General features: G+C 51.0%; 17 protein-coding genes. 12 read left to right on the forward strand and 5 right to left on the reverse strand.

The annotated features are described in order from the left end of the window. Positions 1–22 precede the first annotated feature (22 nt). From ACH50O_RS03670 to ACH50O_RS03715, 10 genes are all read left to right on the forward strand, one after another. On the forward strand, positions 23–2,266 hold the full coding sequence (locus tag ACH50O_RS03670; protein WP_446810690.1) for a hypothetical protein: 2,244 nt from the start codon (positions 23–25) through the stop codon (positions 2,264–2,266). Positions 2,267–2,386: 120 nt separating this feature from the next. Then, the gene (locus ACH50O_RS03675) at positions 2,387–2,998 is read left to right on the forward strand and encodes a hypothetical protein (RefSeq protein ID WP_446810691.1); all 612 of its coding nucleotides are present in this window, start codon (positions 2,387–2,389) and stop codon (positions 2,996–2,998) included. A gap of 424 nt (positions 2,999–3,422) precedes the next feature. Then, a complete protein-coding gene (locus ACH50O_RS03680) occupies positions 3,423–4,397 on the forward strand; it encodes a hypothetical protein (RefSeq protein ID WP_446810692.1) in 975 nt (324 codons plus the stop codon). A gap of 184 nt (positions 4,398–4,581) precedes the next feature. Then, positions 4,582–6,108 (forward strand): tetratricopeptide repeat-containing sulfotransferase family protein, encoded by a 1,527-nt coding sequence (locus ACH50O_RS03685; protein WP_446810693.1) that lies wholly within the window; start codon positions 4,582–4,584, stop codon positions 6,106–6,108. A gap of 754 nt (positions 6,109–6,862) precedes the next feature. Further along, positions 6,863–7,777, forward strand: a complete 915-nt coding sequence (locus tag ACH50O_RS03690; protein ID WP_446810694.1) for a VPLPA-CTERM sorting domain-containing protein — start codon at positions 6,863–6,865, stop codon at positions 7,775–7,777. 568 nt (positions 7,778–8,345) lie between these two features. Further along, positions 8,346–8,561 carry a hypothetical protein gene (locus tag ACH50O_RS03695; RefSeq protein WP_446810695.1) on the forward strand — a complete coding sequence of 72 codons (216 nt, stop codon included), beginning with the start codon at positions 8,346–8,348 and terminating at the stop codon, positions 8,559–8,561. 506 nt (positions 8,562–9,067) lie between these two features. After that, on the forward strand, positions 9,068–10,714 hold the full coding sequence (locus ACH50O_RS03700; protein WP_446810696.1) for a SulP family inorganic anion transporter: 1,647 nt from the start codon (positions 9,068–9,070) through the stop codon (positions 10,712–10,714). Between the two features lie 375 nt (positions 10,715–11,089). Continuing rightward, a complete protein-coding gene (locus ACH50O_RS03705) occupies positions 11,090–11,818 on the forward strand; it encodes a DUF2490 domain-containing protein (RefSeq protein ID WP_446810697.1) in 729 nt (242 codons plus the stop codon). 978 nt (positions 11,819–12,796) lie between these two features. Then, on the forward strand, positions 12,797–13,438 hold the full coding sequence (locus tag ACH50O_RS03710; RefSeq protein WP_446810698.1) for an MlaC/ttg2D family ABC transporter substrate-binding protein: 642 nt from the start codon (positions 12,797–12,799) through the stop codon (positions 13,436–13,438). 36 nt (positions 13,439–13,474) lie between these two features. Continuing rightward, positions 13,475–13,786: a hypothetical protein gene (locus ACH50O_RS03715; protein WP_446810699.1), complete on the forward strand. Its 312-nt coding sequence runs from the start codon at positions 13,475–13,477 to the stop codon at positions 13,784–13,786. A 91-nt stretch (positions 13,787–13,877) separates the two neighbouring features. Here the strand turns inward: ACH50O_RS03715 and ACH50O_RS03720 are convergent, their stop codons facing one another. From ACH50O_RS03720 to putA, 3 genes are all read right to left on the reverse strand, one after another. Further along, complete coding sequence (locus tag ACH50O_RS03720; RefSeq protein ID WP_446810700.1) at positions 13,878–14,915, reverse strand: lysophospholipase; 1,038 nt, start codon at positions 14,913–14,915, stop codon at positions 13,878–13,880. Between the two features lie 149 nt (positions 14,916–15,064). Beyond that, the gene (locus ACH50O_RS03725) at positions 15,065–15,859 is read right to left on the reverse strand and encodes a ParB/RepB/Spo0J family partition protein (RefSeq protein ID WP_446810701.1); all 795 of its coding nucleotides are present in this window, start codon (positions 15,857–15,859) and stop codon (positions 15,065–15,067) included. A gap of 138 nt (positions 15,860–15,997) precedes the next feature. Beyond that, positions 15,998–19,078: a bifunctional proline dehydrogenase/L-glutamate gamma-semialdehyde dehydrogenase PutA gene (putA, locus tag ACH50O_RS03730; protein ID WP_446810702.1), complete on the reverse strand. Its 3,081-nt coding sequence runs from the start codon at positions 19,076–19,078 to the stop codon at positions 15,998–16,000. Positions 19,079–19,201: 123 nt separating this feature from the next. Between putA and ACH50O_RS03735 the strand changes: the two genes are divergently transcribed. After that, positions 19,202–20,560 carry a type VI secretion system contractile sheath domain-containing protein gene (locus ACH50O_RS03735; RefSeq protein WP_446810703.1) on the forward strand — a complete coding sequence of 453 codons (1,359 nt, stop codon included), beginning with the start codon at positions 19,202–19,204 and terminating at the stop codon, positions 20,558–20,560. Here ACH50O_RS03735 and dctA read toward each other — a convergent pair. Next, positions 20,543–21,850, reverse strand: a complete 1,308-nt coding sequence (gene dctA / locus ACH50O_RS03740) for a C4-dicarboxylate transporter DctA (protein ID WP_446810704.1) — start codon at positions 21,848–21,850, stop codon at positions 20,543–20,545. The genes ACH50O_RS03735 and dctA overlap by 18 nt on opposite strands. Positions 21,851–22,021: 171 nt before the next feature. Here dctA and ACH50O_RS03745 point away from each other — a divergent pair, with 171 nt between their 5' ends. After that, on the forward strand, positions 22,022–22,591 hold the full coding sequence (locus ACH50O_RS03745; protein ID WP_446810705.1) for a hypothetical protein: 570 nt from the start codon (positions 22,022–22,024) through the stop codon (positions 22,589–22,591). A gap of 3 nt (positions 22,592–22,594) precedes the next feature. Here ACH50O_RS03745 and ACH50O_RS03750 read toward each other — a convergent pair whose 3' ends face one another. Further along, positions 22,595–23,941: a peptide MFS transporter gene (locus ACH50O_RS03750; protein WP_446810706.1), complete on the reverse strand. Its 1,347-nt coding sequence runs from the start codon at positions 23,939–23,941 to the stop codon at positions 22,595–22,597. Positions 23,942–24,197: the final 256 nt, after the last annotated feature.

The raw sequence follows: 24,197 nt of genomic DNA on the forward strand, positions 1-24,197 counted from the left end.
GTCTGAATTTACAGGATTCCCCATGAAAGTTAATAGAAGAATTAAAAGCAGAGCATTTGCATTACCTGCAACACTGGCGCTGGTGTCGGCATTGGCGCTTGGCCTGGACGGCAGGATCGCACAATTTATCGGCCAACCCGCGTCAGTCGTGAGTGCCGTCGGCCACGGCGATGTGGTAACGCTTAAAACCGCGCTTGACGCCTGGAGACTAAATTACGAGGCCAAAGGCGGCAGTCCGGAAACCTTTAAACTCAGTCTGGGCTATTCAAAAGTCTTGTCCAAAAGCTTTACCGCGGGCCGCGGACTGATGGAATTAAACCTTAAATCCGGTAATCTGAATTTAAAAATCAGCGGACTCGATAACGGCGATTACAGCCTTTGGCTTGTCGATAACGGCGCAGGCGCCGCGATGCCGAAGACTAATGACAAGATGATGCAATTAGGCAGCTTTCACGTCGCCGACGGCAAGGGCGAGTTTACAACGCAATTGCAACGTCAACAATTAGCAGGCTTTACTCTGGACGCCGTAGTCGTTTCTCCGCAGAACGCCAGTCCGGCACAGGCCTTAAGCATCATCGGTTCTCCGGATCTGATGCACAAACTTTACTATGCGGATAAGCCTTGGCTGACCACCGCCATGGGCGACTTCAACAATGTGGTGCCGCAACCGGCAAGCAGCTTTGAATTTTTATTGCCGAAGGCCGCGCAAGCAGACACGCTTTCGGATTTAACCCCGGTATTGGGCGCGCAAATTGCGCTTGGCCGGCAAATTTTCCACAATGAAACCTTCCAAGGTAACGGCCGAACCTGCGGTACTTGCCACCGGGCCGATAACAACTTCACGCTGGATCCGAATTACATTCTGACGCTCCCGCCGACCGATCCCTTGTTCGTCGCTGAAACCAACCCCGCCTTGGCAGACCTGGAAGACTCAACCCTGTTACGCAAACACGCCTTGATCCTGACCAACGTTGACGGCCCCGATGTCGACATTTTCCGCAGCGTCCCGCATACCTTGTCGCTAGCGACCACCGCCAGAAGCGAAACACTGGTTGCCGGCGGCGATTTTCCGGCAGACCAGGCCTTTGCCAATGCCACCGGCTGGAGCGGAGACGGTGCACCGGGCTCCGGTTCGTTGCGCGAATTTACCAAAGGCGCCGTGGCTCAACATATGACAAAAAACACTCAGCGGATTCCCGATACCGATTTTCGCGTACCGACCAATGCGGAGTTGGATGCAGTCGAGGCTTATATGCTGTCGCTGGGGCGGAGCAAGGATTATCCGGTTTATAAACTGACGTTTAACGACCCGTTGACCCAGGCAGGTAAGGTTTTGATCGACACCAAACAAAATCCCTGCAGCAACGGCGCCGCACAAGTTACCCATCAAACCAGAGTTGCCGATCTCAATGCCAATCCGCCGGTTTTGGCCGAATACGGCCCGGCAACCTGTGCCAGCGGCAGTGTCGTGCAAGGTACAACGGCGAACTGCAACGGTTGTCATCAAAACGCCGGCGGCCGCAGCTCCACCACTAACGCCAATCCGACACGCAATACCGGCGTCGAGCAATTTAAGATTCATCCGGCGCGTCTGCTCAAGCCCGATTTAGCCTACGACGGCGGATTCGGCACGACGCCGGCCGTATGCGGACCCAACGGCGAACCTTGCTATGGCGACGGTCGCTTCAACACGCCGCCGTTGATCGAAGCGGCGGATACGGCACCGTTTTTCCATAACAATGCCGTCAGCACCCTTGAAGAGGCGATCGCCGCCTACAACAGCGATGCTTTTAACGGTTCGTCCGGATCGCTGACATCCAAAAACGCCGATCGCAAAGTCAAATTGGATTCGACTCAAATAGTTGCGGTAGCGTCATTTCTACGTGCCATCAACGCGTTGGAAAATATCAGACTTTCCGATCGTCTGGACAATCAAGCCAAACAGATAGCCAATAATGCCAGCGCCCGAGAGCTGGCCAAACTGGCAATCGAGGAAAATCAGGATGCGATTCAAGTGCTGAAAGGCGGCGTTCTGGGCAATCAATGGGATGCGGTTAAAAAACTGGAACAAGCCGGTTATTACCAAAACCTTGCCCAATTATCGCCTTCGCAAACCCTACGCAACGTTTTGCTCAATAACGCAATTAGCCAAAAGCAGGCGGCGCGCAATCTCATCGCCAGTTGCAACCAGAATGCAGCCGTGCCGGCGACGGTTGTAGTGCCGCCGGCGGGCAATCAATACGACTGCTCGGAAATCGGCTATTAAAAACCTCGGCCCCCGTGACGCTTGCATCGCTAGCGCCGCGGGGGATTCATCAAATACAACCGTAGTTCGGCGTCAGTCAAAACGCCGGACATGACTAAAAGACTTTAGGTAATAATCCTTATGAACGCGATTCACCGTCTTGCAACCGCCGCTGCATTACTTTCAACCTTTGCCTTACCGGCGCAAGCGGCTTCCACCAGCTTCCTGCTGGATTGGAGCGGCTCGATATTTTCCAATAACGCGGAGGCTCACGGCATATTGACCGTGGATGACGCGCTGTTTCCGAACAACAGTATTGGCGGCTTCTTAGTCCCTGGTCTGGAGATCACCGGTTTGACGTTGACTGTCACCGGCGCTTCGGTTGGCAACGGCAGCTTTTCCCTGACCGACTATGCCGGTTTTATCTGGGACACCAAAGGCAGCAGCCTGGATTTTTCCCGGGAGTTGGTCGGACAAAGCATCGATGGCGGCGAATGGGGTAAAGGCTACGATACCGGCGGCGATTTCAGTTTACTCGCCAACGAAGGCAGCTCCGCTCCCAATACCAGCGGCTGGTATTTCAGATTAGCCACCGCAAACGGCAGCGGCGATTTGTTGAAACTCACTTCATTCCGGCCGGAGACTTTGCAACCTGTTCCGCTGCCGTCGGCATTCTGGGTTTTCGCTTCCGTTTGCGGCCTGATATGCGGCAATCTGCGCCGAGTGCGAAGCAACTTCTATCCTGCGGCCTAGATATTACCCGAGGGCTGTCCGGTTATGAGTGCTCTATTGCCGGATCAAATAGATTTTTTCAAACAAGCTAAACGCATAAATCCGGGAAATAACCTATCTGATAAGGCATTTGCCGCACTTTGCAAATGGGTGTCGATATAACTATATGATTTAACATAAGTTTTACGTGGCACAATCTGTGCTTTATCGGTTTTGGTAATAAGAGTTCGGGTCGGTCTGGTTTTTGAGCCGAGCTTATCGCCTAGCAGAAGAGGGTGACGAACAGTGAAAGCTTTACCTATCGCGAGGCACGTTCGGAATGCGCGAGTCCCGACCATGGATTGGCGCGTTGCCTGTTTCCAAACACAATGTTCGACTTGATCGGGATCGCTTCGTATCGACGTATCGCCTGAAATTGTCAATTTAATTCCAGAGGCATATTCAAATGATGAAACAAACAAAACTCGCCAAAGCGATCGCATATGCAATTGCCGGCGTTGCACTAACAGCGGGTTCGGCGTCAACCGCGTCCGCTACCGTAACGACTATGTACAATCTGTCGACCGGCAACTCCGCGGACTTGAGTTCTAATACTACCAATCCTACCGCGGGCGGCGTCTGGAGCTCGGCATTAACCGGCGCGACCGACGGCTGGGCCAATGGCGCGGATGCAAACGCCACCAGTACGGTAGGCGACATCGCCAATCAAAAATGGGCCGGTACCGGCGGTGCCACTAATGCGCCTTTCGGCTATACCGGTGCTCACATGAATTGGGGCTTTCAAATCACCGCCGGCGCCGGTGGCTCGGGTACCATTTCCACCCTTGATTCGTTTAGCCGCTATGGCGCGTACGCCGACATCGACACCGCCAAGGGCGCGTGGAGCGATGCGGCGGTGGGCGGTGCGTCCGGATGGCGGCATGATTTGGATGTCGGCCTGTTCAAGTCGGACACCACCGGTCTGGTAACGCTAAGCGCACAAGGCATCCTGCAGAGTGGCACTAACTTTGGTTTTACCATCTTTAAAGGCATGGATACCGTCACGGGCTATAACCACCATGGCGGATGGAATAGCGGCAACAACGCTGCGGGTCTTACTTCAGCGTCAAATCCGGTGCCGGCCGGTGCAGTCTTTGCCGGCGGGCTGGCGCTGAATATAGCCAATATCGTTGCCTATAGCGTTGGCGGTGCAACGCCGAGCAACTTAAACACCATCACCTTTAACGCCACTGCCGGTCAAGTTTACGAGATATTTTTGGGCGGCTATAAGAACGGTTCTTGGGGCGATACGATAGACGGCTATGCTTTAAGCATATCTCAAACTCCCGCCGAGGTGCCGGTGCCAGGCGCGGTATGGCTATTCGGCAGTGCGTTGACCGGCGTGATTGGTTTTCAACGCCGTAAGCGCATAAGCGCGTAGTCTGTTCGTCCGTTGCCTATTAACGGCAAAAGCCCCGCCGGATACGCACTTGGTGTCGGGCGGGTTTTTGCACTATGAGCAGCTTAAAAGCCGCAGCCCCGACAGCCGCTGTGGCAGTCATTACTGATAAAGCATTCCCGGCTAGCCCTGTCATAGCCGGTTTAATGCTAAAACAATAAGTACCATGAGCCAATTCCTGCAGCTCGGCCAAGCGGCCGTCCAACAAAAGAATTTCGAACAAGCCATTCAGTGGTTTGCCAAGGCGGCGGCGGAAAAGCCTAAAGATCCGCAGATCAAAGCTTGCCTGGGGCAATCGTTTTGTTGGTTAGGCAAATTCGACGAAGGTATTTCGCATTTGCGCCAATCGGGACAATTGTTGTTAAAAAAAGCCCGTAAAACGCGGGACATTGAGTTGACGCTCGATCTGGTCGATCAGTTACAGCACTGGGGCGACTACCCCGGCGCACTTGAAGTTTGCAAACAAGCCGCGCAAATCAATCCGCGCATAGTTCGCGCCTTCCAGTTACTGGCATTAAGTCACTCCCGATTGAACCAAAAAAAAGCCGCTTTGTTGGCAGGGCGGCAAGCGTTAAAACTGGCGCCCGACAACATGATGCTGGCGATTTTACTTGCCACGCTGGAAGCGGGCGATGGTCTGGTGCAAGACGCTAATCGGCGATTGGATAAAGTGTTGCAAAATCCATTGCTAAAACCGGAAGAAAAGTTTCGAGCCCATAAGGAGCAGGCCCGTTTTCTCGATAAATTGGGCGATTACCGACAGGTCTTCGCCCACTTAGACGCTTCCGCCGAGATTGCGCCTCGCTTGCCGGAAGTTAAAAGCCTGGACATGAGTCTTGTTCCCAAAATGTTGGACATCAACAAGGCGGAATTCGACGCCGATTTGTTGGGGCGTTGGTCCAATACCGAATTTCCAGCCGAACAAGCGGCGCCGGCATTTTTATTGGGGTTTATGCGAACCGGCACGACGCTAACCCAGGAAGTGTTGGGTGCTCATCCCGATGTGTTTGTCGCTGACGAGACCGATTTAATTATGTCCGTCGTTAAGGAGCTGGCGAGAATGTCGTCGGGCCAAGGTAATATTCCTCAGCAGTTACGAAGGCTGGATTTGGACGGTGTGCTGCACCTGCGTAGATTCTATTGGGATAGAGCCAATACGCTTTACGGCGAAAAAATCGGCAAGCGCTTATTGTTGGACAAAACCACGATGAACACTATCGATCTGGGACTGATCAATTGTGTATTCCCCGATGCCAAATTGATATTTTTAATTCGAGACCCGCGCGATGTTTGCTTGAGCTGCATCCTGCAAACCATGCGCCCCAATCCCTCCACGGTGCATTTAATCGACTGGCAAAACACGGCAAGCTTCTATGCAAAAGTCATGGATTGGTGGATGCATGTTAAACCCAGGTTAACGATGGATTTTCTAGAATTTCGCTATGAAGATGCCGTGTTTGAATTTGAACCCGCTTTCCGTAAAGTCTTTGATTTTTTAGGCTTAAGCTGGGATGCATCGGTAGCCGACTTTCACAAAAACGCGGCTGGCAAATATATTGCCAGCCCTAGCTTCAGCCAGGTGGCACAGCCGCTTTATTCGTCATCGGTTGGCCGTTGGAAACATTATGAGACGGAGTACCGCAGAATTAATCAATATTTAGAACCTTATATAACGGCATTTGGCTATCATTGATTGCCTGCTTTGCGTTTAGCGGCTACTCAATATGCTGGCTTTATAGGCTGAGATAAGTGGTTTCGCAGATTTTTTTTTGCACAATTTTATAATTCCCCCACAGAAAATATTCACGCCGTTTGCGCCCTGTTGCAAAACTTTCAGTGAAAAATCATCGACACCAAAACTGGTTTTCAACACGCCGATCCGACTATTGTTGATACTACACCGGATTGCATGCTTTTACCTGTTTAACCGAATAAGTCAATAATTCAAGGTTTCCGCCTAATTTATTCTATAACCATCGGTAAGGACGTACCCTTGAACATAGAGTTTATGCAGTTTTCCGCATTACAAATATTCATATAACAAAGTTTAATTAATTCGGTTAAAAATATAATGAAATCTTTTGTCCTTCAGTGGGTTTTGGGTGTTTTAAGTTATTGTTAATTATATGATTTTCAATGTTCTTGTCGTTATTTTAAATATAGGCATGAAAAATGCGATATTTAAAGCCGGATAGACTGACAATCTGTCGCGGCTTGTTTATCGTGACCCGACTATCGGTTGTCAGACGCTATTCACCGGCTTTTTATTTTTCATGCCTCCTTGTTATTCGGCGGTGTGGTTAAAACAAAGGGCTTGGATTTTACGAATATGACCGGACAGCCATATTCGTGAGTTAACAAGGAAGAATCCCAGTGCCGTAAATTTTGCCAAGCGTTTGGCAGACAGTACTGGATATTTAAAATAACGACATAAAAACGTGAAAAATATGATCTTAACAAAAACCAAATTGGCTAAAGCCGTTACTAAGACGCTGGTTGGTGCGGTTCTTTCCGCGGGCGCTTCAACTACGTTCGCGTCGAACACTATGTACAACACTTTTTCCACAGCCGGTGTGCCCAATGTTTCGACCGGTATACCGAACGTTAACGGATTAAATAATAATACCGATGGTTGGACGCATACAAACGGCACTACCAATAGCGGCGCTTTACAGCCTTGGGTCGGCACAGCCGGTTTATATGGCGACACCAGACCGTTCAATTACATTGGCTCAGGTTCTTTGAACTGGGCAGCTAAATTGACCAGTGCCGGCGATACCGCCGAGATTTCCGCCGCCGATTCTCTGGCACGCTACGGCGTTGCCGCCGAAATCGATACCGGTGGCGGCGCTTGGCAAGATAATTCAGCAACCCCAACCGGCTGGAAACATCAAACCGATATTGGTTTGATAGCATCGGATGTGACTCAGCAAGTCCATATCAATTTGGTAACTCTCGGCAACTTGACGCCAACCACATTCAGCACTTTCGGCGTGACGGTGTTTCAGGGAATGGATACTGCAACCGGTGCTTACAGCCACCATGGCGCGTGGAATTGCCCTGCTTGCGCAACCCCTACACCGTTCACAAAAAACAATCCATTTGCCGGAACGGCCGGTTTAACCAATATCGGCTACAGTAACCACGTCACCGGCACCAACGACTTCACGTTTACCGCACAGGCCGGGCAGATTTACACCATTTACTTGGGCGGTGTCGGCTTCTCGAAGTGGAATACCGGGATCGACAACTACAAGTTGACTTTAACCACGTCACCGGTGCCTGTACCGGGCGCGGTCTGGTTATTCGGCAGCGCGATTGCCGGTGTAGTCGGTCTCCGTCGACGCTCTGCGGCTGCATAATAGCTTGCCAAGCTGTTATGCTACATAAAAACCCGGCGCATCGATCCCCGATGCGCCGGGTTTTTTGTTTTATGGGGAAGCGTCGGTATATTTTCGCGCCAAAAAAATAGCGGTAGTCGTTGCTCATTGATTTAGTCGGATATTTTTTTTCGTATTATATTAATTATTTATATTTTACAATATGGTTTTTTTAAAAAAAATAGTATTAACAGTTTGTGGTTATAATTTTTTGGTATTTTTCAATTAAAAAATACTCTACGGGCGTTGACTGTTTTCTTCCCGGTTCAATTAAACCAGAACAACCAAAATTTCAGCCGTGAGAGGGTAATCCGTTCGATAGGGCGAGCAAACGGATTGACTGCCAAGCCTGATGTAACGGCGAAAAGTTCAGTTTTTAAATGTGGCATAAATTCTGCTGAATAGCTGGCGAGTGAGTAGGTTAGATTCGCTCAATTACTGATACGTTAGGCTTTCTAACGTCAACGTCAATTTGTGTTTGTGAAATGTAGTATAGATAGATTTTATAGGACTATTCATCGCGATACATAGCACTATCAGAGAGGAAAATATGAATATATCGTTTATTGGCGGTCCTTGCGCCGGCAAAAATATACAGGTAAAAGATAGAAATAGCCTTCCGCCTGTTTGCGTCTTTCCAAAAGGCATTATGTATGTGGTTCAGACTATTCCAAGTTTGAAAGCAAAAAATAAAGAAGGCGAGCGTTATATATTGATGGGCGAAAAATATGTCCACTCTAGCATTTCGATGGGCTCTATAAATTAGGCTTGCTATATAAATCCCATTTATAATCTGCTAATACTGCTCTTTTAAAAAGTATTGCTTTAGTCGGGACTTTTAAAATTTCTGCGCTTAAACGGCATTTATTTTTTAAACCAAAGGCGCGACCAATTTTAAGAGCAGTAAATCGCAGGTTTTCAGTTTCTTGTAATTCGACGGGACGATATGGCTGTTGTGTTGCATACAATCACAGTTTTGGCCGCGCCGGGCTTACACATTCAAATGACAAAGTAAAACCGGCGCAATCAAGCCCGTTTTTTGCGCGTTGTGCTTTCCACTATCGGTCAGACTTCACTCCGGTAGTGGTGCAAAAAAACCGGAGCCAAATGGTTAAATTGGGATTTTCCACCTGTTTTGCACAGATTCGTAGACAGGGAGTGCGTCTCAAACAGCACGCAGCTCCTATTCCACATGGCTTGGGCGGCAAACGTCGAAATCTGGCACGTTTATCGCTGAAGAGGATTTGTCCTTCACTTGTTGAGAGAAAAACCATGTCCAATTCCTTCATCTCTACTGCTCCTAAAATCGGTATCCCCGGTTTGATCGAAAACTGGCGTAGTGATTTGCTGTCAGGTTTTCTGGTGTTTTTAATCGCGCTGCCGCTATGCCTGGGTATCGCCATGGCCTCGGGTTTTCCGCCGATGTCCGGCATCATCACCGCCATCATTGGCGGAGTAGTCGTCTCGCGGATTAGCGGCTCTTACGTGACGATCAATGGCCCGGCCGCCGGTTTGATTGTAGTGATCGTCGATGCCGTGCAGTCGTTGGGGCAGGGCGATGCGATGGCAGGGTATCGTTATACCTTGGCCGCCATCGTGTTTGCCAGCGTATTGCAAATTTTGTTGGGTATATTCAAGGCCGGCAAACTCAGCGCTTTCTTCCCTTCCTCGGTGGTGCACGGCATGCTGGCGGCGATCGGCATTATTATTATGGCCAAGCAAATTCATACCCTGCTTGGCGTCAAACCCGAATCCAAAGCCTTATTGGGAGTTATTGCCGAAATACCGCATTCCATCGCGGCCTTGAATCCGGAAGTGTCGTTAATCGGCATTTCGGGTTTGCTGTTGTTGATTGTTTGGTCCCTGATCAAACACCCGACTTTGAAGATGATTCCGGCGCCCTTGTTAGTTGTGTTGGTCGGTTTGGCGCTAGGGCAGTATTTCGATCTGGATCATGTCCACCAATACTTGTTTTTACCGAATGCTGAAATTCTCCCGCATCATGAATTCACCGTCGGTCCGTCATTTTTAGTCGCGGTGCCGGAAAACTTTTCGGCTGGATTCTATCTCCCCGATTTTTCCAAAATCGGAACTGCGGAATTTTGGGTCGCGGTCGTGACTATCTGGTTGGTAGGTAGCCTGGAAAGTTTGTTGAGCGCATCCGCCGTGGATAAATTGGACCCCTACAAACGCAATTCCAATCTGAATCGGGACTTGGCCGCTGTCGGCACCGGTAATTTGATCGCCGGCATGATTGGCGGTTTGCCGATGATCGCGGAAATTGTGCGTAGTTCGGCCAACATCAACAACGGTGCGAAGACCGCCTGGGCCAATTTTTTTCATGGCCTGTTTTTGTTGATTTTTGTGGCGTTGTTTCCGAAATTAATTCACGAGATTCCGTTATCCGCCCTGGCTGCCTTGCTGGTGTTTACCGGTTTTCGGCTGGCATCGCCGAAAGAGTTCGCTAAAACCTTGGCGATCGGAGTCGATAATTTCGCGGTGTTTGTGATCACCATCATCGGCGTGCTGACCACCGATTTATTGGTTGGCGTGGCGATCGGTATTGTGGTCGAGCTGACAATTCACATTAGCCGCGGCTTAAAACTCAGGAATACCTTTTCAATGGCTTATCAGTTGCGGCAAACCGCACCCGGCACTTACCACATTGCCGTGTCCGGCGCAGCGGTGTTCTCCAATATCATTACGCTGAAAAGCTTGTTGGCTGATTTTCCAGAAGGCAAAACGGTGTTTTTTGATCTGAGCGATACGGATTTGATTGACCACACAGTGATGGAATTCATCCACCACTTCACTGAAGACTATAACCATGCCGGCGGGCATTGCGAAATTGTCGGTCTGGATAAACACGAAAGTTACTCCAATCACCAATTGTCCGCCAAACGCCGGATCGCTTTTTAGGCAGGAACAGCATGAAAGGCGGATCGCGTGTAGTCGCTACGAACTTATGGCCTTGACGGTGCTTGCCCTTGGCAAGCACTCTGGTGTTTTGGTTCACCAACCTGGATCAATATGCATTTTTTGCCCTATATTTTCTGGTGAATCAATACAAGGCACTTTTATTTGATCCTTACGCTGGGGATCGCGTTTTACCCGCATGACGTCAGGTGGGCTTATTTATCCGACATCCTTTGGTCGGGTTACCTGGTTTTTCTGGTGGCATTTGCGTTGTATTACGGCTGGTATCGACGTTTCGTCCCCGTCGAACTCGCGGTAGGGCCGATAGCCACTCATTCGTTTAAATAACATTAAGATACTGTTTTATCGGAGAGCTCCATGTTTGTAAAAGTAACCAAAAAATCCCTCTATCTCTGTTCGGTTTTAGCGCTGTCGGGTGCTGCCACTGCCGTACCTGCCGCTGAACTGGCCGAAGATACCGGGGCATGGCTGCAAGCCGTGGCGGAAGGCAGTATGGAGTTTATCGATCCGTCCTTGAAGAAAGGGCGGGTATGGTTGGAAGGGCAATCGCGTTTCGATGGCAACTGGAATCATTGGTACCAAGGCATGGTTCGTACTGCGGTGGGCTATTCGCTAAGTGATCGCGCTACCATTTGGGCGGGTTATACTTGGTTGCCAACCCAGAATATTGGCAAACCTTATTATTCGCAACAGGACGTTTGGCCTGCATTCCGCTATGTGCTGCCCACCGACGTGGGTACTTTTACCTTCCGCACCATGTGGGAGACCAACTTCGTGGTCGGTAATCAAGTTCGCGAAAGGCCTCGGCAAATGATCAAATTTATGCACCCTATGGAATTTGAACCTAGGCTGAGCCTGATTGCCTGGGACGAAGCGTTTTACCGGGTCAACACGACCACCTGGGGCGGAAAATCCGGTTTTGATCAAAACCGGGCGTTTGCTGGGATTGGTTGGACGTTTAATAAAAATGTCAGAACCGAGCTGGGTTATATGAATCAGTATTTGGATTCGGTCAGTGCCACCACCGGCAAAACCAGTCTGACCATGCATCACCTGGGTATGGCATCGGTTTTTATCAATTTTTGATTGGCAATTTGTTTTGTTTGGTGCGGTTTAAAGATCGGGCCGTATTTTTATCGCTCTGAACAAAGCACAATTGAAATCTCCATGTTTTATCGGCCTGGATAATTATTGCCGAGTTTATTTTTGATCTTTGACCGACATGAGCAATGCTAATCCATAATCCGGATGGCTTGGAAATTAATTATTGCATCTGTTTTTATTGGCCGATTTATCGATTGCCCTAACTACCTCTGACGATAACTTCTCTTGTTCGGTATTTGCCTTTCTGATGTATGCATATATTATATTTTTCGCGTCGCGTATTAAAAATAGATTCATCGTTTTTGCCCTGGAAAGGCTTAGGAAAAACGGTAAATAAATTTGAATTTTTTGTTAAAAAAATAGTCAGGATGAGTTGATTGCTGATTAACTGTAAATTAATAAATTGAGTTAATTTTCATAAATATTAACAAAGGTAATCTCGTGAAAAGTCTTGGCTATACGGTTTTTCTATCACTGATAATCTCCGGGTGTGTCGTTCAGTCTGCACCGGTAGGTCCGGTAGCGCCACCGCCGGGCGTGACATACATATCGCCCAGCTACGCTAGTCCGGGTTATGGTTACGTATGGCAATACCATCCGCAATTCGGTTGGGGTTGGCATCATCCAAAATCCGGCTGGCACCGCGGTTGGCATTAGATTTGTTTACGCTTACTGCCACAAAAATTGACGGTTAAATTATTAAGATAGTATTGGGGCGGATTCAAAGCCGAAGTGTAACGCCACGATATTCATCTATGGCTAGACTGAAAAAGTTTTGGAGTTAGCTTTGATGTGGTTTTTTGGTTAGAAAGCAAAATAGATATTTTATCCTAACTGATTAAATAATGATTTTTTCAAAGCCAAAATGCAGTATCCGCTTTGGCGGTATTTTGTTAATTTAATCGCTGTTTTTTCGGGATAAGATTTTCTGGTTTATTTAAATAATATTGAAGGTTTGAAATGAAAATATATTTGGTGACGGTCCGAGCTTTAATATTCGGTTACTTGACCTTTTCGCTGATATTTGGCAGTGCTTTGGCGGCCGAATTGAGCGAGCCGCAAAAAATAATTGAAGATGCCTCCACTCGCATCCAGGGGCGTATGCAGGATCAGGTTTTTTCGCAAAACTTTCCAAAAGTCACCGAATTTGTCGATTCGGTGATCAATCCGTATACCGATTTCGACTTGATTTCGTCGTTAGTCCTAGGAAAATTCTGGAAAGACGCCACGCCAGCCGAGCAGGAGAGTTTTAAAAAAGAGTTTAAAGCTTTATTGATTAGAAGTTACTCGCGAGCCTTTGTTGAGTTTAAAAATTGGACGGTCAATTTTTTACCCCTTAACAGCGAACAGGACGACCGGAAAGTATTGGTGAAAACTCAGGTGATACAGCCGGGTATTCAACCGGTATCGGTGGATTACCGCATGTTCTTTATCAAGGGAGAATGGAAGGTTTACGATATTTTGATTGACGGCATCAGTTTGGTGACCACATACCGGGCAAGTTTTAAGAACGATATAGAGCGTACCGGCTCATTACAGGTGGTTATCGATCACTTGATTGAGCGCAATGCCGAATCGGTTTCCGCCCAAAACCGCCAATGATTTTATTTTCCGCGACTTAAAAAACCGAGGGATAAAATGATGAATATAACGGACTTACGCAACGGCAAACGCCGCTTGAAACCGAATCGGCGTGTTGCTGATAGGCGTGTTGCGGATTTTCCATTCGGTTCCACCGAATGGGAAGAAAATATTAAAACTCATTATTTAGTTTGGCCCAAACACGAACGCCGGCAAGCCGACAGGCGTGGTTGCGACAGGCGAGAAACGGATCGGCGTCAGCAGCAGCTGTCCGAGCAACATCGTTCTAATCAAAAATATTCTCATATTCTGTTAACCCAAGAAGAGAGGAAGTTGATAGAAGATTTATATTTCTACGATTTTGAGTGATAAATATTTATTGCCGTTTCTGCATGCTGCGTTTTTTTAAACGGCCGATGGGTTTAGAGGCAGGTTAGCGATTTGAGGGTAAAGAATTGGCTTATCCATTGCTCAATAATTCCCTTGCTCGGCTATCGGCGCCGGAGGGAAGTTTGTTCGGTCCGGTTTTTATCCAGGTTTCGATATCCTTCCAGGCGGTCGGCGCCTGCAGATCGCGCAGCAGCATGTGGTAGCCGTTCCGATAAATGGCGACGGTTTTTTCCGTGGAATCCGTAGTCAGCATTTGCTGCAGGAATGCGTAGGTCGGTTCCTTGGGGATGACTTCGTCTTTCTCGCCGTACAGCATCAATGTATTCGCCCGCAACGAGCCGGCGCTGTCGAACGCAGCGTCCATCAAGTCCGTCAAGCCGTATACCGTTTCCACACGGGTGGCCTTAATCACCATCGGGTCGCGGCCCATCGCCCTCAGCATATCGATATTATCCGAGGGCATAATCTCCAGCCCGCTGCCGGTCAAGGTCAACCAGGGCATGCTGTGCGCCAGCGTCCATAGCAAACTGGTTTGATACCAGGGCATGGTCGATCTGGCCCATAGCGCCGGAGCGGCGAGGATGATACCGGCGACGTCCGGCATATTTTCCTGCTGCATGGCGTTGATCACAATTGCACCGCCCATGCTTTCACCCAACAGGTAAATCGGTTTGTTCGGGTAGCGCTGTTTCAGCAATCGGGTTAATTGTTTTAAATCCTGCGCGTAAGCCTCGCTGCCGGCCCACAAACCGCGTTGCGGTGCCGCGCCGAAACCGCGTTGGTCGTAAGCAAAACAGGCGATGCCCAATTTGCTGAAATAGTCTCCCGGCGAATCGAAAAAACGGCTGTAATCGTTAAAGCCGTGCAGCGCGATTATCACTGCATTGGGTTCGGCATCCGGTAGCCAGCGGCGTAGTGGCAAACTGGCACCGTCTTCCGTCAGAAATGCATTTTCTCCCAGTTGCGCGGTGTTAGTTTTGGCGCCGGGCGGATAGCTCATCGGCATACAGCCGCTCAGCGAGAGCAGCACTAATACGCCGGCCAACACCGGTATGCGTTTCCGATATGGTCTGCGAGCGTTCACTATTTTCAAAACAAGATTGTTCATCGCTAACACATTGTTTCAGTATTGAATTTCCCAAAATATCCCCGCATAGGATGCGCAAAGCGGAGGATTGTTCCAGTCAAACTTATCTTAGCTGATGCGGGCTGACGGTTTTATGACAAATCCGGAATGGCTAATTTCCCGTTATCGAACTATTCATCGTCCCATAAGATAGGGAAGGCTTTGCGTACCCGTTCGATGGCCTCCTGATTGACGTTTTTACCGCGCAAGGTCAGCACCAAAGCATAAATATCCTGGGTACTGACTTTAAAGGTGCGTTTGGGATCGGTTTTAACGGAGCTGGATAGGCGCTTGATCGTGGTGTGGAAGGGCAGGGGTTTGGCGACTGCTTGCGCGGGACGCGAAAGTTCGCTTTCGATAATCTCCTTTTCGTTGCCGGGCGGTGCGTTTAAGGCTTTGCGCAAGATGTCGCGCGCCCTGGCCCAGGACAGTTCGCCGCCCGCCAGTTTTTCGCGCATCGCTTCTGTGGTCAGCGGCGCGTAGCGAATGATGTCGTCTATCCAGCTGACGCTTTTGTCGAAGAACTCGGCGATACGTTCTCTGGACCAGTTGGCATTGTTCAAGTAAATCACGGTCTGGAAATAATCGGTGATGCGGGTATCGACGCGGTCGGAATTCAGCTTCAGATTCAAGGCCTTGATTTCGTCCGGATCGCCGGTGACGATTCTGACGTCCACTCTATCGAAATAGCCGGGATTGGCGCGGCGGATGCCTTGAATGGCCTCCATGCGATGAAAGCCGCCAACCAGATAGTATTCGCGGTTGTTGCGCTCCCAAACCACTAACGGTTCGAACAAGCCGTTGACCACGATGTCTTTTTCCAGATGCGCGACCTTGGCCCGATCCAGTTCTCTATGGTTGGTGAGCGTGTGATGAAATTCGATTTGATCGACGGGTAGATATTCATAGCGTTTGGTAGCGAGCATACTGTGTTCTCTCGGTGGCAGGAAACGGTAAGACGGGAAAACCGGCGCTATGGCCGATCAGGGAAAAATAGTAACGCCGGCTAGACCATCATTTCAATGCATTTCTAACCATTGGGCTTGCTGCATCAAGCCTACAACTCATTTTCGCAACAACCAAGGATTGCCGCCAATGGCGGTCAAATTGGTGGTCAGGGTTTGTTCATGGGCAAAGCGTTGCAAGTAATTGGGACCCCCTGCTTTCGGGCCGGTACCGGATAAACCCATGCCGCCGAAGGGCTGCACGCCGACCACCGCGCCTATCATATTGCGGTTGATGTAGATATTGCCGACGCGTGCGTGTTGCTGGATGTAGCGCATGTTGGCATTGATGCGACTGTGGATGCCCAGCGTCAGGCCGTAGCCGGTGGCGTTGATGGCTTCGACCACGTTTGCCAACTCATTGGCTGGGTAGCGGACAATATGCAGGATGGGGCCGAACACTTCGTGCTCCAGCGACGATAGGGCGGGGATTTCCGCTAAAGTCGGTGGAAAAAACCAGCCGTTTACCAGGTCGGCAGGCAAAGGTAATTGATATAACAGTTTGGCTTCCCTTTTGAGTTTTTCGATATGGCTATCCAGCGCCGTTAGTGCGCGTTGGTCTATGACCGGACCGATATCGGTGGCAATATCCAGCGGCGAACCAAGCCGCAACAAGCGCATCGCGCCGATCAACCGCGCAATGACGCTGTCGGCGATAGCCTCCGGCAGAAACAACACCCGCAATGCCGAGCAACGTTGGCCGGCGCTATTAAACGCCGATTGCAAGACGTCCGCCACCAGCTGTTCCTGATGCGCGGAACTATCGGCGATCATCACGTTTTGCCCGCCGGTTTCGGCGATTAGGGTGGCGATGGCACCGTCACGCTTAGCCAGTTGCCGGTTGATTAGCCTGGCGGTGACGTTGGAGCCGGTAAACGCTACACCGGCGACGCGATCGTCACTCAATAAGTGCCGGCCAATCTCGGCGCCGTCGCCGGGTAAAAACTGCAAGACCTGTTCCGGTATTCCGGCTTCGAGTAGCAGGCGGATGCAAGCCATGCCTGTTAACGAAGTCTGCAATGCCGGTTTGGCGATCACGGTATTGCTGGCCACCAATGCCGCGGCGATTTGGCCGATGAAAATCGCGATCGGGAAATTCCACGGGCTAATACAGACGAACACGCCGCGCCCGATCTGAAACAACTGATTATCTTCGCCAGTGGGTCCGGGCAGTTGTTGGGGCTGAGCGAATTGCTCGACCGCGCAGGCCGCGTAGTAACGGCATAGATCGATCGCTTCCCGCACTTCCTCCAACGCGTCGCGCATCGTTCGGCCGCCTTCACGGATGCACAGTGCCGCCATTTCTAGGCGCTGCTGTTCCAATAAATCCGCTGCTTTACGCAGATACCCTGCGCGGGTTGCGGCCGGGCATAAGCGCCAGTCATTGAACGCGCTGGTGGCTTGTTGCAAGGCTTGTTCTATATCACTTTGAGAACTGAATACCACCTCGCCAACCAAGCTGTGTTGATCGTAGGGACTGTAAATCGGATGCCGTTCGCCCCAAACGTGCCGTCCAGCGACCAATGGTTCGGCTTGCCAATTGTGGTCGGACATTGCGGCCAAGTCGCGTTGCAACTGCTCCAATACATCAGGATTACTTAAATTCAGCCCCTGCGAATTTCGGCGTTGCGCGCCAAATAACTCGCTGGGTACAGCCAACGGTTCAGAGTCGACTTGATTTAACTGGACCAATGGGTGGCCGGACAGCTTAGCGGCGCTGATCTGCGGATTTTCGATTTGGTTGATGAACGAGGTATTCGCGCCGTTTTCCAATAAGCGTCTGACAAGATAAGGCAACAATTCCCGGTAGCCGCCGACCGGGGCATACACTCGGCAGTTGATCGGCTGTTGATGGATCAACTCATCGTACAACGCACTGCCCATCCCATGCAGACACTGGAACTCAAACCCCGGATGACCTTTGCCAAATTCGCAAATCGCCGCCACGCTGTGGGCGTTATGCGTGGCAAATTGCGGGTAAAAGGCCTGCGGGCGAGACAGGATCAGCCGGGCGCAAGCCAGATAAGACAAGTCCGTGGCTGCTTTGCGGGTAAACACCGGATAATCGTCCCAGCCGTTTTCCTGAGCGCGCTTGATCTCGCTATCCCAATAAGCACCTTTTACCAAGCGGACAGGAATGATGCGTTGCTGCGATTCGGCCAGAGCCGCCAGCCATTCGATCACTGCCTCCGCGCGTTTTTGGTAAGCCTGCACCGCCATGCCGAAACCCGGCCAACCGGCCAATGCCGGATCGTTAAATACCGCCGCGAAAATATCCAAAGACATGTCCAGTCGCTCGGCTTCTTCCGCATCCACGGTCACGGAAATATTCGCCGCGCGGGCCAGTTTTGTTAAGGCCAACAACTTGCTGCTGATTGCAGGCACTGCATAGCGATACTGTAAGGGTTCGTAACGCGGATAAAGCGCAGAGAGTTTGATGGAAATGCCGGGGCTGGCAAATAAATCCGCCTCAGCAGATTCGGCCAGCGTTACGATGGCATGGCGATAGGCCGCGAAATAGCGCTCCGCATCCTCTTCGGTCAAGGCGGCTTCGCCGAGCATATCGAAAGAATAACGGTAGGCCGAGTTGTGGCCGGCTTGTTCGATAGCCGCCGTTATATCTTCGGCGATAACAAAATGTTCGGCCATTTGCCGCATGGCTTGCTTGATTGCCGTGCGGATCAGCGGCTCGCCCAGCCGTCTTAACAAACCTTCGAAAACCCGCGGCCGAATCAGGCCTTCCATTTTGCCGCCCATCCATAATGCGCCGCTGGCCAGATTGACCGCTACGGAATCGCTGTGCAACCAGTGGCTATACCAGTCGGCATCGGCCAATTTGTCGCGCAAGAACAGGTTTTGCGTGTCGCTGTCCGGTATCCGCAGCAGGGCTTCGGCGATGCTCATCAACACGATGCCTTCATCGCTATTCAGGCTGTATTCGTGCAAGAAGGCTTCGAAGATGCCCGGCTGTTTATGCTTGGCGCGTACTGCTTCTATCAGGGCTTGCGAAAATGCGCCGATGGCCTGGCTATCGTATTCGCCCAACGTGGCTATCAGGCCGGAGACCGCTTGCGGCTCTGCTTGGGTAAATACTTGATTGATGCGCCGGCGCAGTTCGGCTAAACGGTTTGCGTTGCTCATGGCTATCACCTGTTGGACGGACGTTGATAAGCATACCGCTATCCGGAAAAACCGGCTGGCTTGTTGGACTGGGCTTGCTCTGCTACTGTTGATGGGAAAGTGTTTAAGGCGCGAGGAGAAAACATGTCAGGCAGAATTGATTTTACGATGGGTTTTAACACGGGAAAAGCGGCCAAAGCCGGCAATGGTGACAGTAGCTACCGGGTTTATATTTTCGGAAATTTTTCCGGTGCCGCCGCGCCCTGGGAGCAAAGCAAAATCTGGAGAATCGATGTCGATAACTTCGAGCAAGTGATGGCGCAAATCCTGCCGACGCTGGAAGTCAACCCTGGGATCACGCTGCAATTTGCGTCGCTGGACGATTTTCATCCCGACGCCTGGCTGGAAAAAATCAAGCTGCTGGCCGATTTGCGGGCCTTAAAATCCGAACTTGGCAATCCCGCTACCGCCGCGCAAGCAGCTGCAAAAATTCAGGCATTTTTTCCGGCGGTAACCGCCAGCGAACCAGCCGCGCCAGCACAGAAAACGGAAAGCCAGGACGATATGCTGGAGCGTTTGTTAGGCAAAAAGCCGGAAGGTGCGGTCGCGGCTTCCGATTCCTTGGATAGTCTGTTGAAACGAATTGTGGAACCGCATGTCTCCAAGGACGCCAACCCGCAGCATCGGGCTTTAATCGATTTGATCGACGCCGCGACCGCGCAACTTGTGAAAGCATTATTGCACCGCCGGGATTTTCAAGCGCTGGAGGCCTTGTGGCGGGCGACGGATGGCTTGGTGCATGAAGAAGCCGCCGACGCGCAACAGCTCTATTTGCTGGATATTAGCCAAGCCCAGTTGCTGGCGGAGCTGAAAAAAGGCGGCGAGAGCGTGGTCCAGCGTTTGCAGCAGCATATTCAAACCGGCGACGGCGAGCAGGACGCCTTGTTCGTGGCTGATTATCTGTTTTCCGATAATGCGGAGGACAAGGCCTTGCTAAGTTTTTGCGCTGATTTAGCCACCAAATGCGGCGCGGGTTTTCTGGCCGGCGCTGGGAATGGTTTGGTGGTCGGAGCTTTGCAGAATGCGCCGGATTGGCTGGCATATCGCCGGGAAATCCAGGCGGACAGCGTAATCCTGACTTATCCGCGGGTGCTGATGCGTTTGCCCTACGGTAGTAAACGCGATCCGCTGCAAACCTTTGCGTTTGAAGAATGCGACACTGTTCCGCAGACCAATGAATTGCTATGGGGGAATCCGGCCTTTTTGGCGGCACGCGTATTGCTTAGGGCTGCACAGGACCAAACAACAGCGGAGCAATTCTTTTTTGCCGATGTGCCGGCGTTTAGCTACGAACTGGACGGCGAACAGGTATTACAACCGGCTACGGAAATGGTGTTGAACGAAGCGCAGGCGAATAATCTATTGGCGCAAAACATCATGCCGGTCATCGGCTATCGGCAGCGCCAAGGGCTGCGTTTACTGGGTTTAGAAACGCTGATCTGACCGCTCCAGCCGCAACTGTGCGTACATCTTTTCCCTATCCAGCTCGCCTTCGGAATGCGACACCACTATCGTCGCTACCGCATTGCCGACGATATTGGTCAAGGCCCGCGCTTCGGACATGAAACGGTCTATCCCCAGGATTAACGAAAGTGCCGCCACTGGTACAGCCGGCACTACCGCCAGCGTAGCCGCCAAAGTGATAAAGCCCGCTCCGGTGACGCCTGACGCACCCTTGCTGGTCAGCATCGCTACCAACAACAGCGTCAATTGTTGGGTCAAACTCAAATCGACATTCAAGGCCTGAGCGACGAACAGCGCGGCCATGGTTAGATAGATATTGGTGCCGTCCAGATTGAACGAGTAGCCCGACGGTATCACCAAGCCCACCACCGACCGCGAGCAGCCCAGTTTTTCCAGCTTATTCATCAGCGGCACCAGCGCCGATTCCGACGACGAAGTGCCCAGCACGAGCAGCATTTCTTCCTTGATATAACGCAGCAAGCGAAAAATATTGAAGCCGGTCAGCGCGGCGATGCTGCCCAGTATCAACACAATGAACAAAGCGCAGGTCACATAAAAACTGCCCATCAGCGCGGCCAGTGGTTTCAAGGCAGCGACGCCGTATTTGCCGATGGTAAACGCCATCGCCGCGCCGGCACCTAAAGGGGCTAGTCTCATGATGACGTTCATCATCGCAAAAAAGATGTGCGAGCATTCCTCTATAAACACATACACCGATTTTCCTGCGCTGCCCATTTGTTGCAGCGCAAAACCGAACAATACTGCCACCAGCAACACTTGCAGCAAATCGCCGGAACCGGTGAAGGCGTCGGTAAAGGTTTTGGGGATTATATGTAACAGAAAATCGGCGGTGCTTTGCTGGCTGGCTTGTTTGACGAAGCCGGAAACGGCTTGCGCATCTAGGGTGGCCGGATCGACGTTAAAGCCTTGGCCGGGCTTGAGTAGATTGGCGATCAGCACGCCCAGTGCCAGTGCGAAAGTCGAGACGATTTCGAAATACAGCAAGGCTTTGACGCCGACGCGTCCGGCTTTTTTCATGTCGTCGGCGCCGGCGATGCCCAGCACGATGGTACAAAACACTACCGGGCCGATCAGCATCTTGATCAGGCTGATAAAGCCGTCGCCTATGGGTTTTAGCGAGACAGCGTGTGCGCCGTCCAGATATCCGAACATACCGCCGGCAAAGATAGCCAATAGTACCCAGAAGTAGAGCCGGGCGGAGGGGCTGCTAATTTTGACTGATAGCGTGCTAGGGTTTTGCGGATTCATGGTTTAAATTGAGACATCGGATAATCCGGCGTTATTGGGTTTGTAAGAACTATCGTTTAAAACCCGTTTAAAAAGCAAGGTTAAAAACCGGTTCAATGCAGTATTGGTCATTATCCGGTTTTCGGCTAGGCTCTATGCACGTGGTTATTGACCAATACTGGAGTTTCGATCATGCGCGTCTTATGCAAAACAAGTTGTGTCTGCCTGTTGCTGGTGTTGGTAGGGGCTTGCGCCAATCTCAATCCCGATTTAGCCGGTAGCGCTGCCAATTCGGCTTGTGCCGGCGATGTAATACAGCCCCCCGCCGGATTGGTCGAAGTGATCGATACCGAATTGCGACACGCTGCGGAAGGCCAGCCCGGTAAAGGCAAGTTGTGTAAGGCCAAAGTGTTCATGGCGCAGATGCCAGTTGCGGTTTACCGGGTGTGGGACAGTAGCCGCGCTTATAGCGTTTACGGTAGCTGGTGGTCGCTGGCGTATCCGGCCGGGTCGCGGGAAAGTTATCAAAAAGCCGAAGCGATTTGTCCGGAATGGAGCGCTTTGGATCGGGTAACCGTCTGCAATATCAAAGTCGGGGCGCGGGTGGTGATCGGTCCGGGACAAAGCATGGATTGCGCCAATGATCTGAGCTATAAGCCATCCCCGGAGAATCAGGTTTATATCCCGAACGATAGCCGTAACAATCAGGTGTTTGTCGAAAATTGCAGCGCCGGCGCGCCCTGGCCCAATCCTGCTCCGTGAGGCTCAATCCGAGCCGACCGCCTTTTTCAGCAGCGGTTTAAACGCAAATATCGCCAAGCCGGTAGCAACGCCTAAGGCCGCCAGCAGCATAAAGAATTGCTGTTTCGGTACTTGCTCGTAAAAACTGCCGATATAACCCGACAAATAATTACCGAAAAATGTCGAAAGTAACCACATGCCCATCAGCATCCCGACCAAACGCGGCGGCGAGACTTTGCTGACCAGGGACAAACCGATTGGGGAAAGATAAAGTTCGCCCAGAGTGTAGATCAAGGTACACAAAGCCAACCACAGAAAACTGATTTTCTCGGCGGCTTCGATGCCGTCAATCGCGAAGATCAAAATCAAAAACGACGCGCCCAATAATCCAGATCCGAAGGCCATCTTGCCGACGCTGGAACTTTGCCGGCCTTGACCGGCGCGGTGCCGGGAAACGCGGTCGATTACCGGCGCCAATATAAAAATAAAGGCCGGATTCAGCGATTGAAACCAAGTCGAGGGTAGTTCCCAACCCAGCAGACGCCAATCGGTATTGTGCTCTGCAAACAGTTGCAGGGTGTTGCCTTGCTGTTCGTATACCGCCCAGAACAGGATATTCAAAACGGCTAATGCGATCAGTCCGCCTATGGCTTGCCATTCCTTTGCAATCAGCGGCGACGCCTCAACCGCGTTTGCAGTATTGGGTAACATTTGGTCGGCGGCCAGATACTTCCGGCCGCACAAATACACCAATAAACCCACCAACATGCCGATGCCGGCCGCGCTAAAACCGTAATGCCAACCGTAACGCTGGCCCAGCGTACCGCAGATCAACGGCGAGAAGAAAGCGCCTAGATTGATGCCCATGTAGAAAATGGTAAAAGCGCCGTCGCGGCGCGGGTCCCCTGGCGGATATAAGCTGCCGACTTGGGTTGAAATATTTGGTTTGAAACAGCCGTTACCCAGTATCAAAAATAACAAGGCCCAGAGGAAAAATGCTTCCGAGGCCATCAGAAAATGGCCTATGGCCATCAATACGCTGCCTAAAATCACGCTTCTGCGTTGCCCTAACACCCGGTCGGCCAAAATGCCGCCGAATAAGGGTGTGAAATACACCAGGCCGGTGTACAGCCCGTAAATGTGCGAAGCCAATGCTTGCATGGACAATGGTCCGAATAATGCTTGTAACCCGGCCTGCAGCGCGGTAAAGCCGAATACGTGGGTATCGGTTTGCGCTGCTTGCAGCAGATGTTGGGTCATATACAACACCAGCAGGGCGCGCATGCCGTAATAGGAAAAACGCTCCCACATTTCGGTGAAAAACAACACGAACAAGCCGATGGGGTGACCAAACAGGTTTTTTTGTTTCATGTCGAAAAAGGCGTAATTCAGTTTGTGGGAATGGGGTTACGACATGATCTCATAAGCGCCAATCTGGGGCATTTTGATTGTAAACCCTGGATAAACGCACCGCCTTGAAACACGGCGGGCATGCGGATAAAAAAAATACCTTTTCAGGGCTATTTCGGCTACCGCATCGCCGGAATGGCTGTTATAAAGTGAACAAGCGCCATAGTTTGCGCCATTCGAACTCGTTGGTGAATGCGGCGAGTTCGATTCAATATAC

This window comes from Methylomonas sp. 2BW1-5-20 (assembly GCF_052474515.1).

What these genes read in the sequence shown, in the direction of transcription:
- ACH50O_RS03720 (WP_446810700.1), bottom strand. Translation starts at nt 14,915, where the DNA reads ATGAACAATCTTGTTTTGAAAATAGTGAACGCTCGCAGACCATATCGG.
- ACH50O_RS03715 (WP_446810699.1), top strand. Translation starts at nt 13,475, where the DNA reads ATGATGAATATAACGGACTTACGCAACGGCAAACGCCGCTTGAAACCG.
- ACH50O_RS03690 (WP_446810694.1), top strand. Translation starts at nt 6,863, where the DNA reads ATGATCTTAACAAAAACCAAATTGGCTAAAGCCGTTACTAAGACGCTG.
- ACH50O_RS03710 (WP_446810698.1), top strand. Translation starts at nt 12,797, where the DNA reads ATGAAAATATATTTGGTGACGGTCCGAGCTTTAATATTCGGTTACTTG.
- ACH50O_RS03745 (WP_446810705.1), top strand. Translation starts at nt 22,022, where the DNA reads ATGCGCGTCTTATGCAAAACAAGTTGTGTCTGCCTGTTGCTGGTGTTG.
- ACH50O_RS03695 (WP_446810695.1), top strand. Translation starts at nt 8,346, where the DNA reads ATGAATATATCGTTTATTGGCGGTCCTTGCGCCGGCAAAAATATACAG.
- ACH50O_RS03685 (WP_446810693.1), top strand. Translation starts at nt 4,582, where the DNA reads ATGAGCCAATTCCTGCAGCTCGGCCAAGCGGCCGTCCAACAAAAGAAT.
- ACH50O_RS03675 (WP_446810691.1), top strand. Translation starts at nt 2,387, where the DNA reads ATGAACGCGATTCACCGTCTTGCAACCGCCGCTGCATTACTTTCAACC.
- dctA (WP_446810704.1), bottom strand. Translation starts at nt 21,850, where the DNA reads ATGAATCCGCAAAACCCTAGCACGCTATCAGTCAAAATTAGCAGCCCC.
- ACH50O_RS03670 (WP_446810690.1), top strand. Translation starts at nt 23, where the DNA reads ATGAAAGTTAATAGAAGAATTAAAAGCAGAGCATTTGCATTACCTGCA.
- ACH50O_RS03725 (WP_446810701.1), bottom strand. Translation starts at nt 15,859, where the DNA reads ATGCTCGCTACCAAACGCTATGAATATCTACCCGTCGATCAAATCGAA.
- ACH50O_RS03700 (WP_446810696.1), top strand. Translation starts at nt 9,068, where the DNA reads ATGTCCAATTCCTTCATCTCTACTGCTCCTAAAATCGGTATCCCCGGT.
- ACH50O_RS03680 (WP_446810692.1), top strand. Translation starts at nt 3,423, where the DNA reads ATGATGAAACAAACAAAACTCGCCAAAGCGATCGCATATGCAATTGCC.
- ACH50O_RS03750 (WP_446810706.1), bottom strand. Translation starts at nt 23,941, where the DNA reads ATGAAACAAAAAAACCTGTTTGGTCACCCCATCGGCTTGTTCGTGTTG.
- ACH50O_RS03735 (WP_446810703.1), top strand. Translation starts at nt 19,202, where the DNA reads ATGTCAGGCAGAATTGATTTTACGATGGGTTTTAACACGGGAAAAGCG.
- putA (WP_446810702.1), bottom strand. Translation starts at nt 19,078, where the DNA reads ATGAGCAACGCAAACCGTTTAGCCGAACTGCGCCGGCGCATCAATCAA.
- ACH50O_RS03705 (WP_446810697.1), top strand. Translation starts at nt 11,090, where the DNA reads ATGTTTGTAAAAGTAACCAAAAAATCCCTCTATCTCTGTTCGGTTTTA.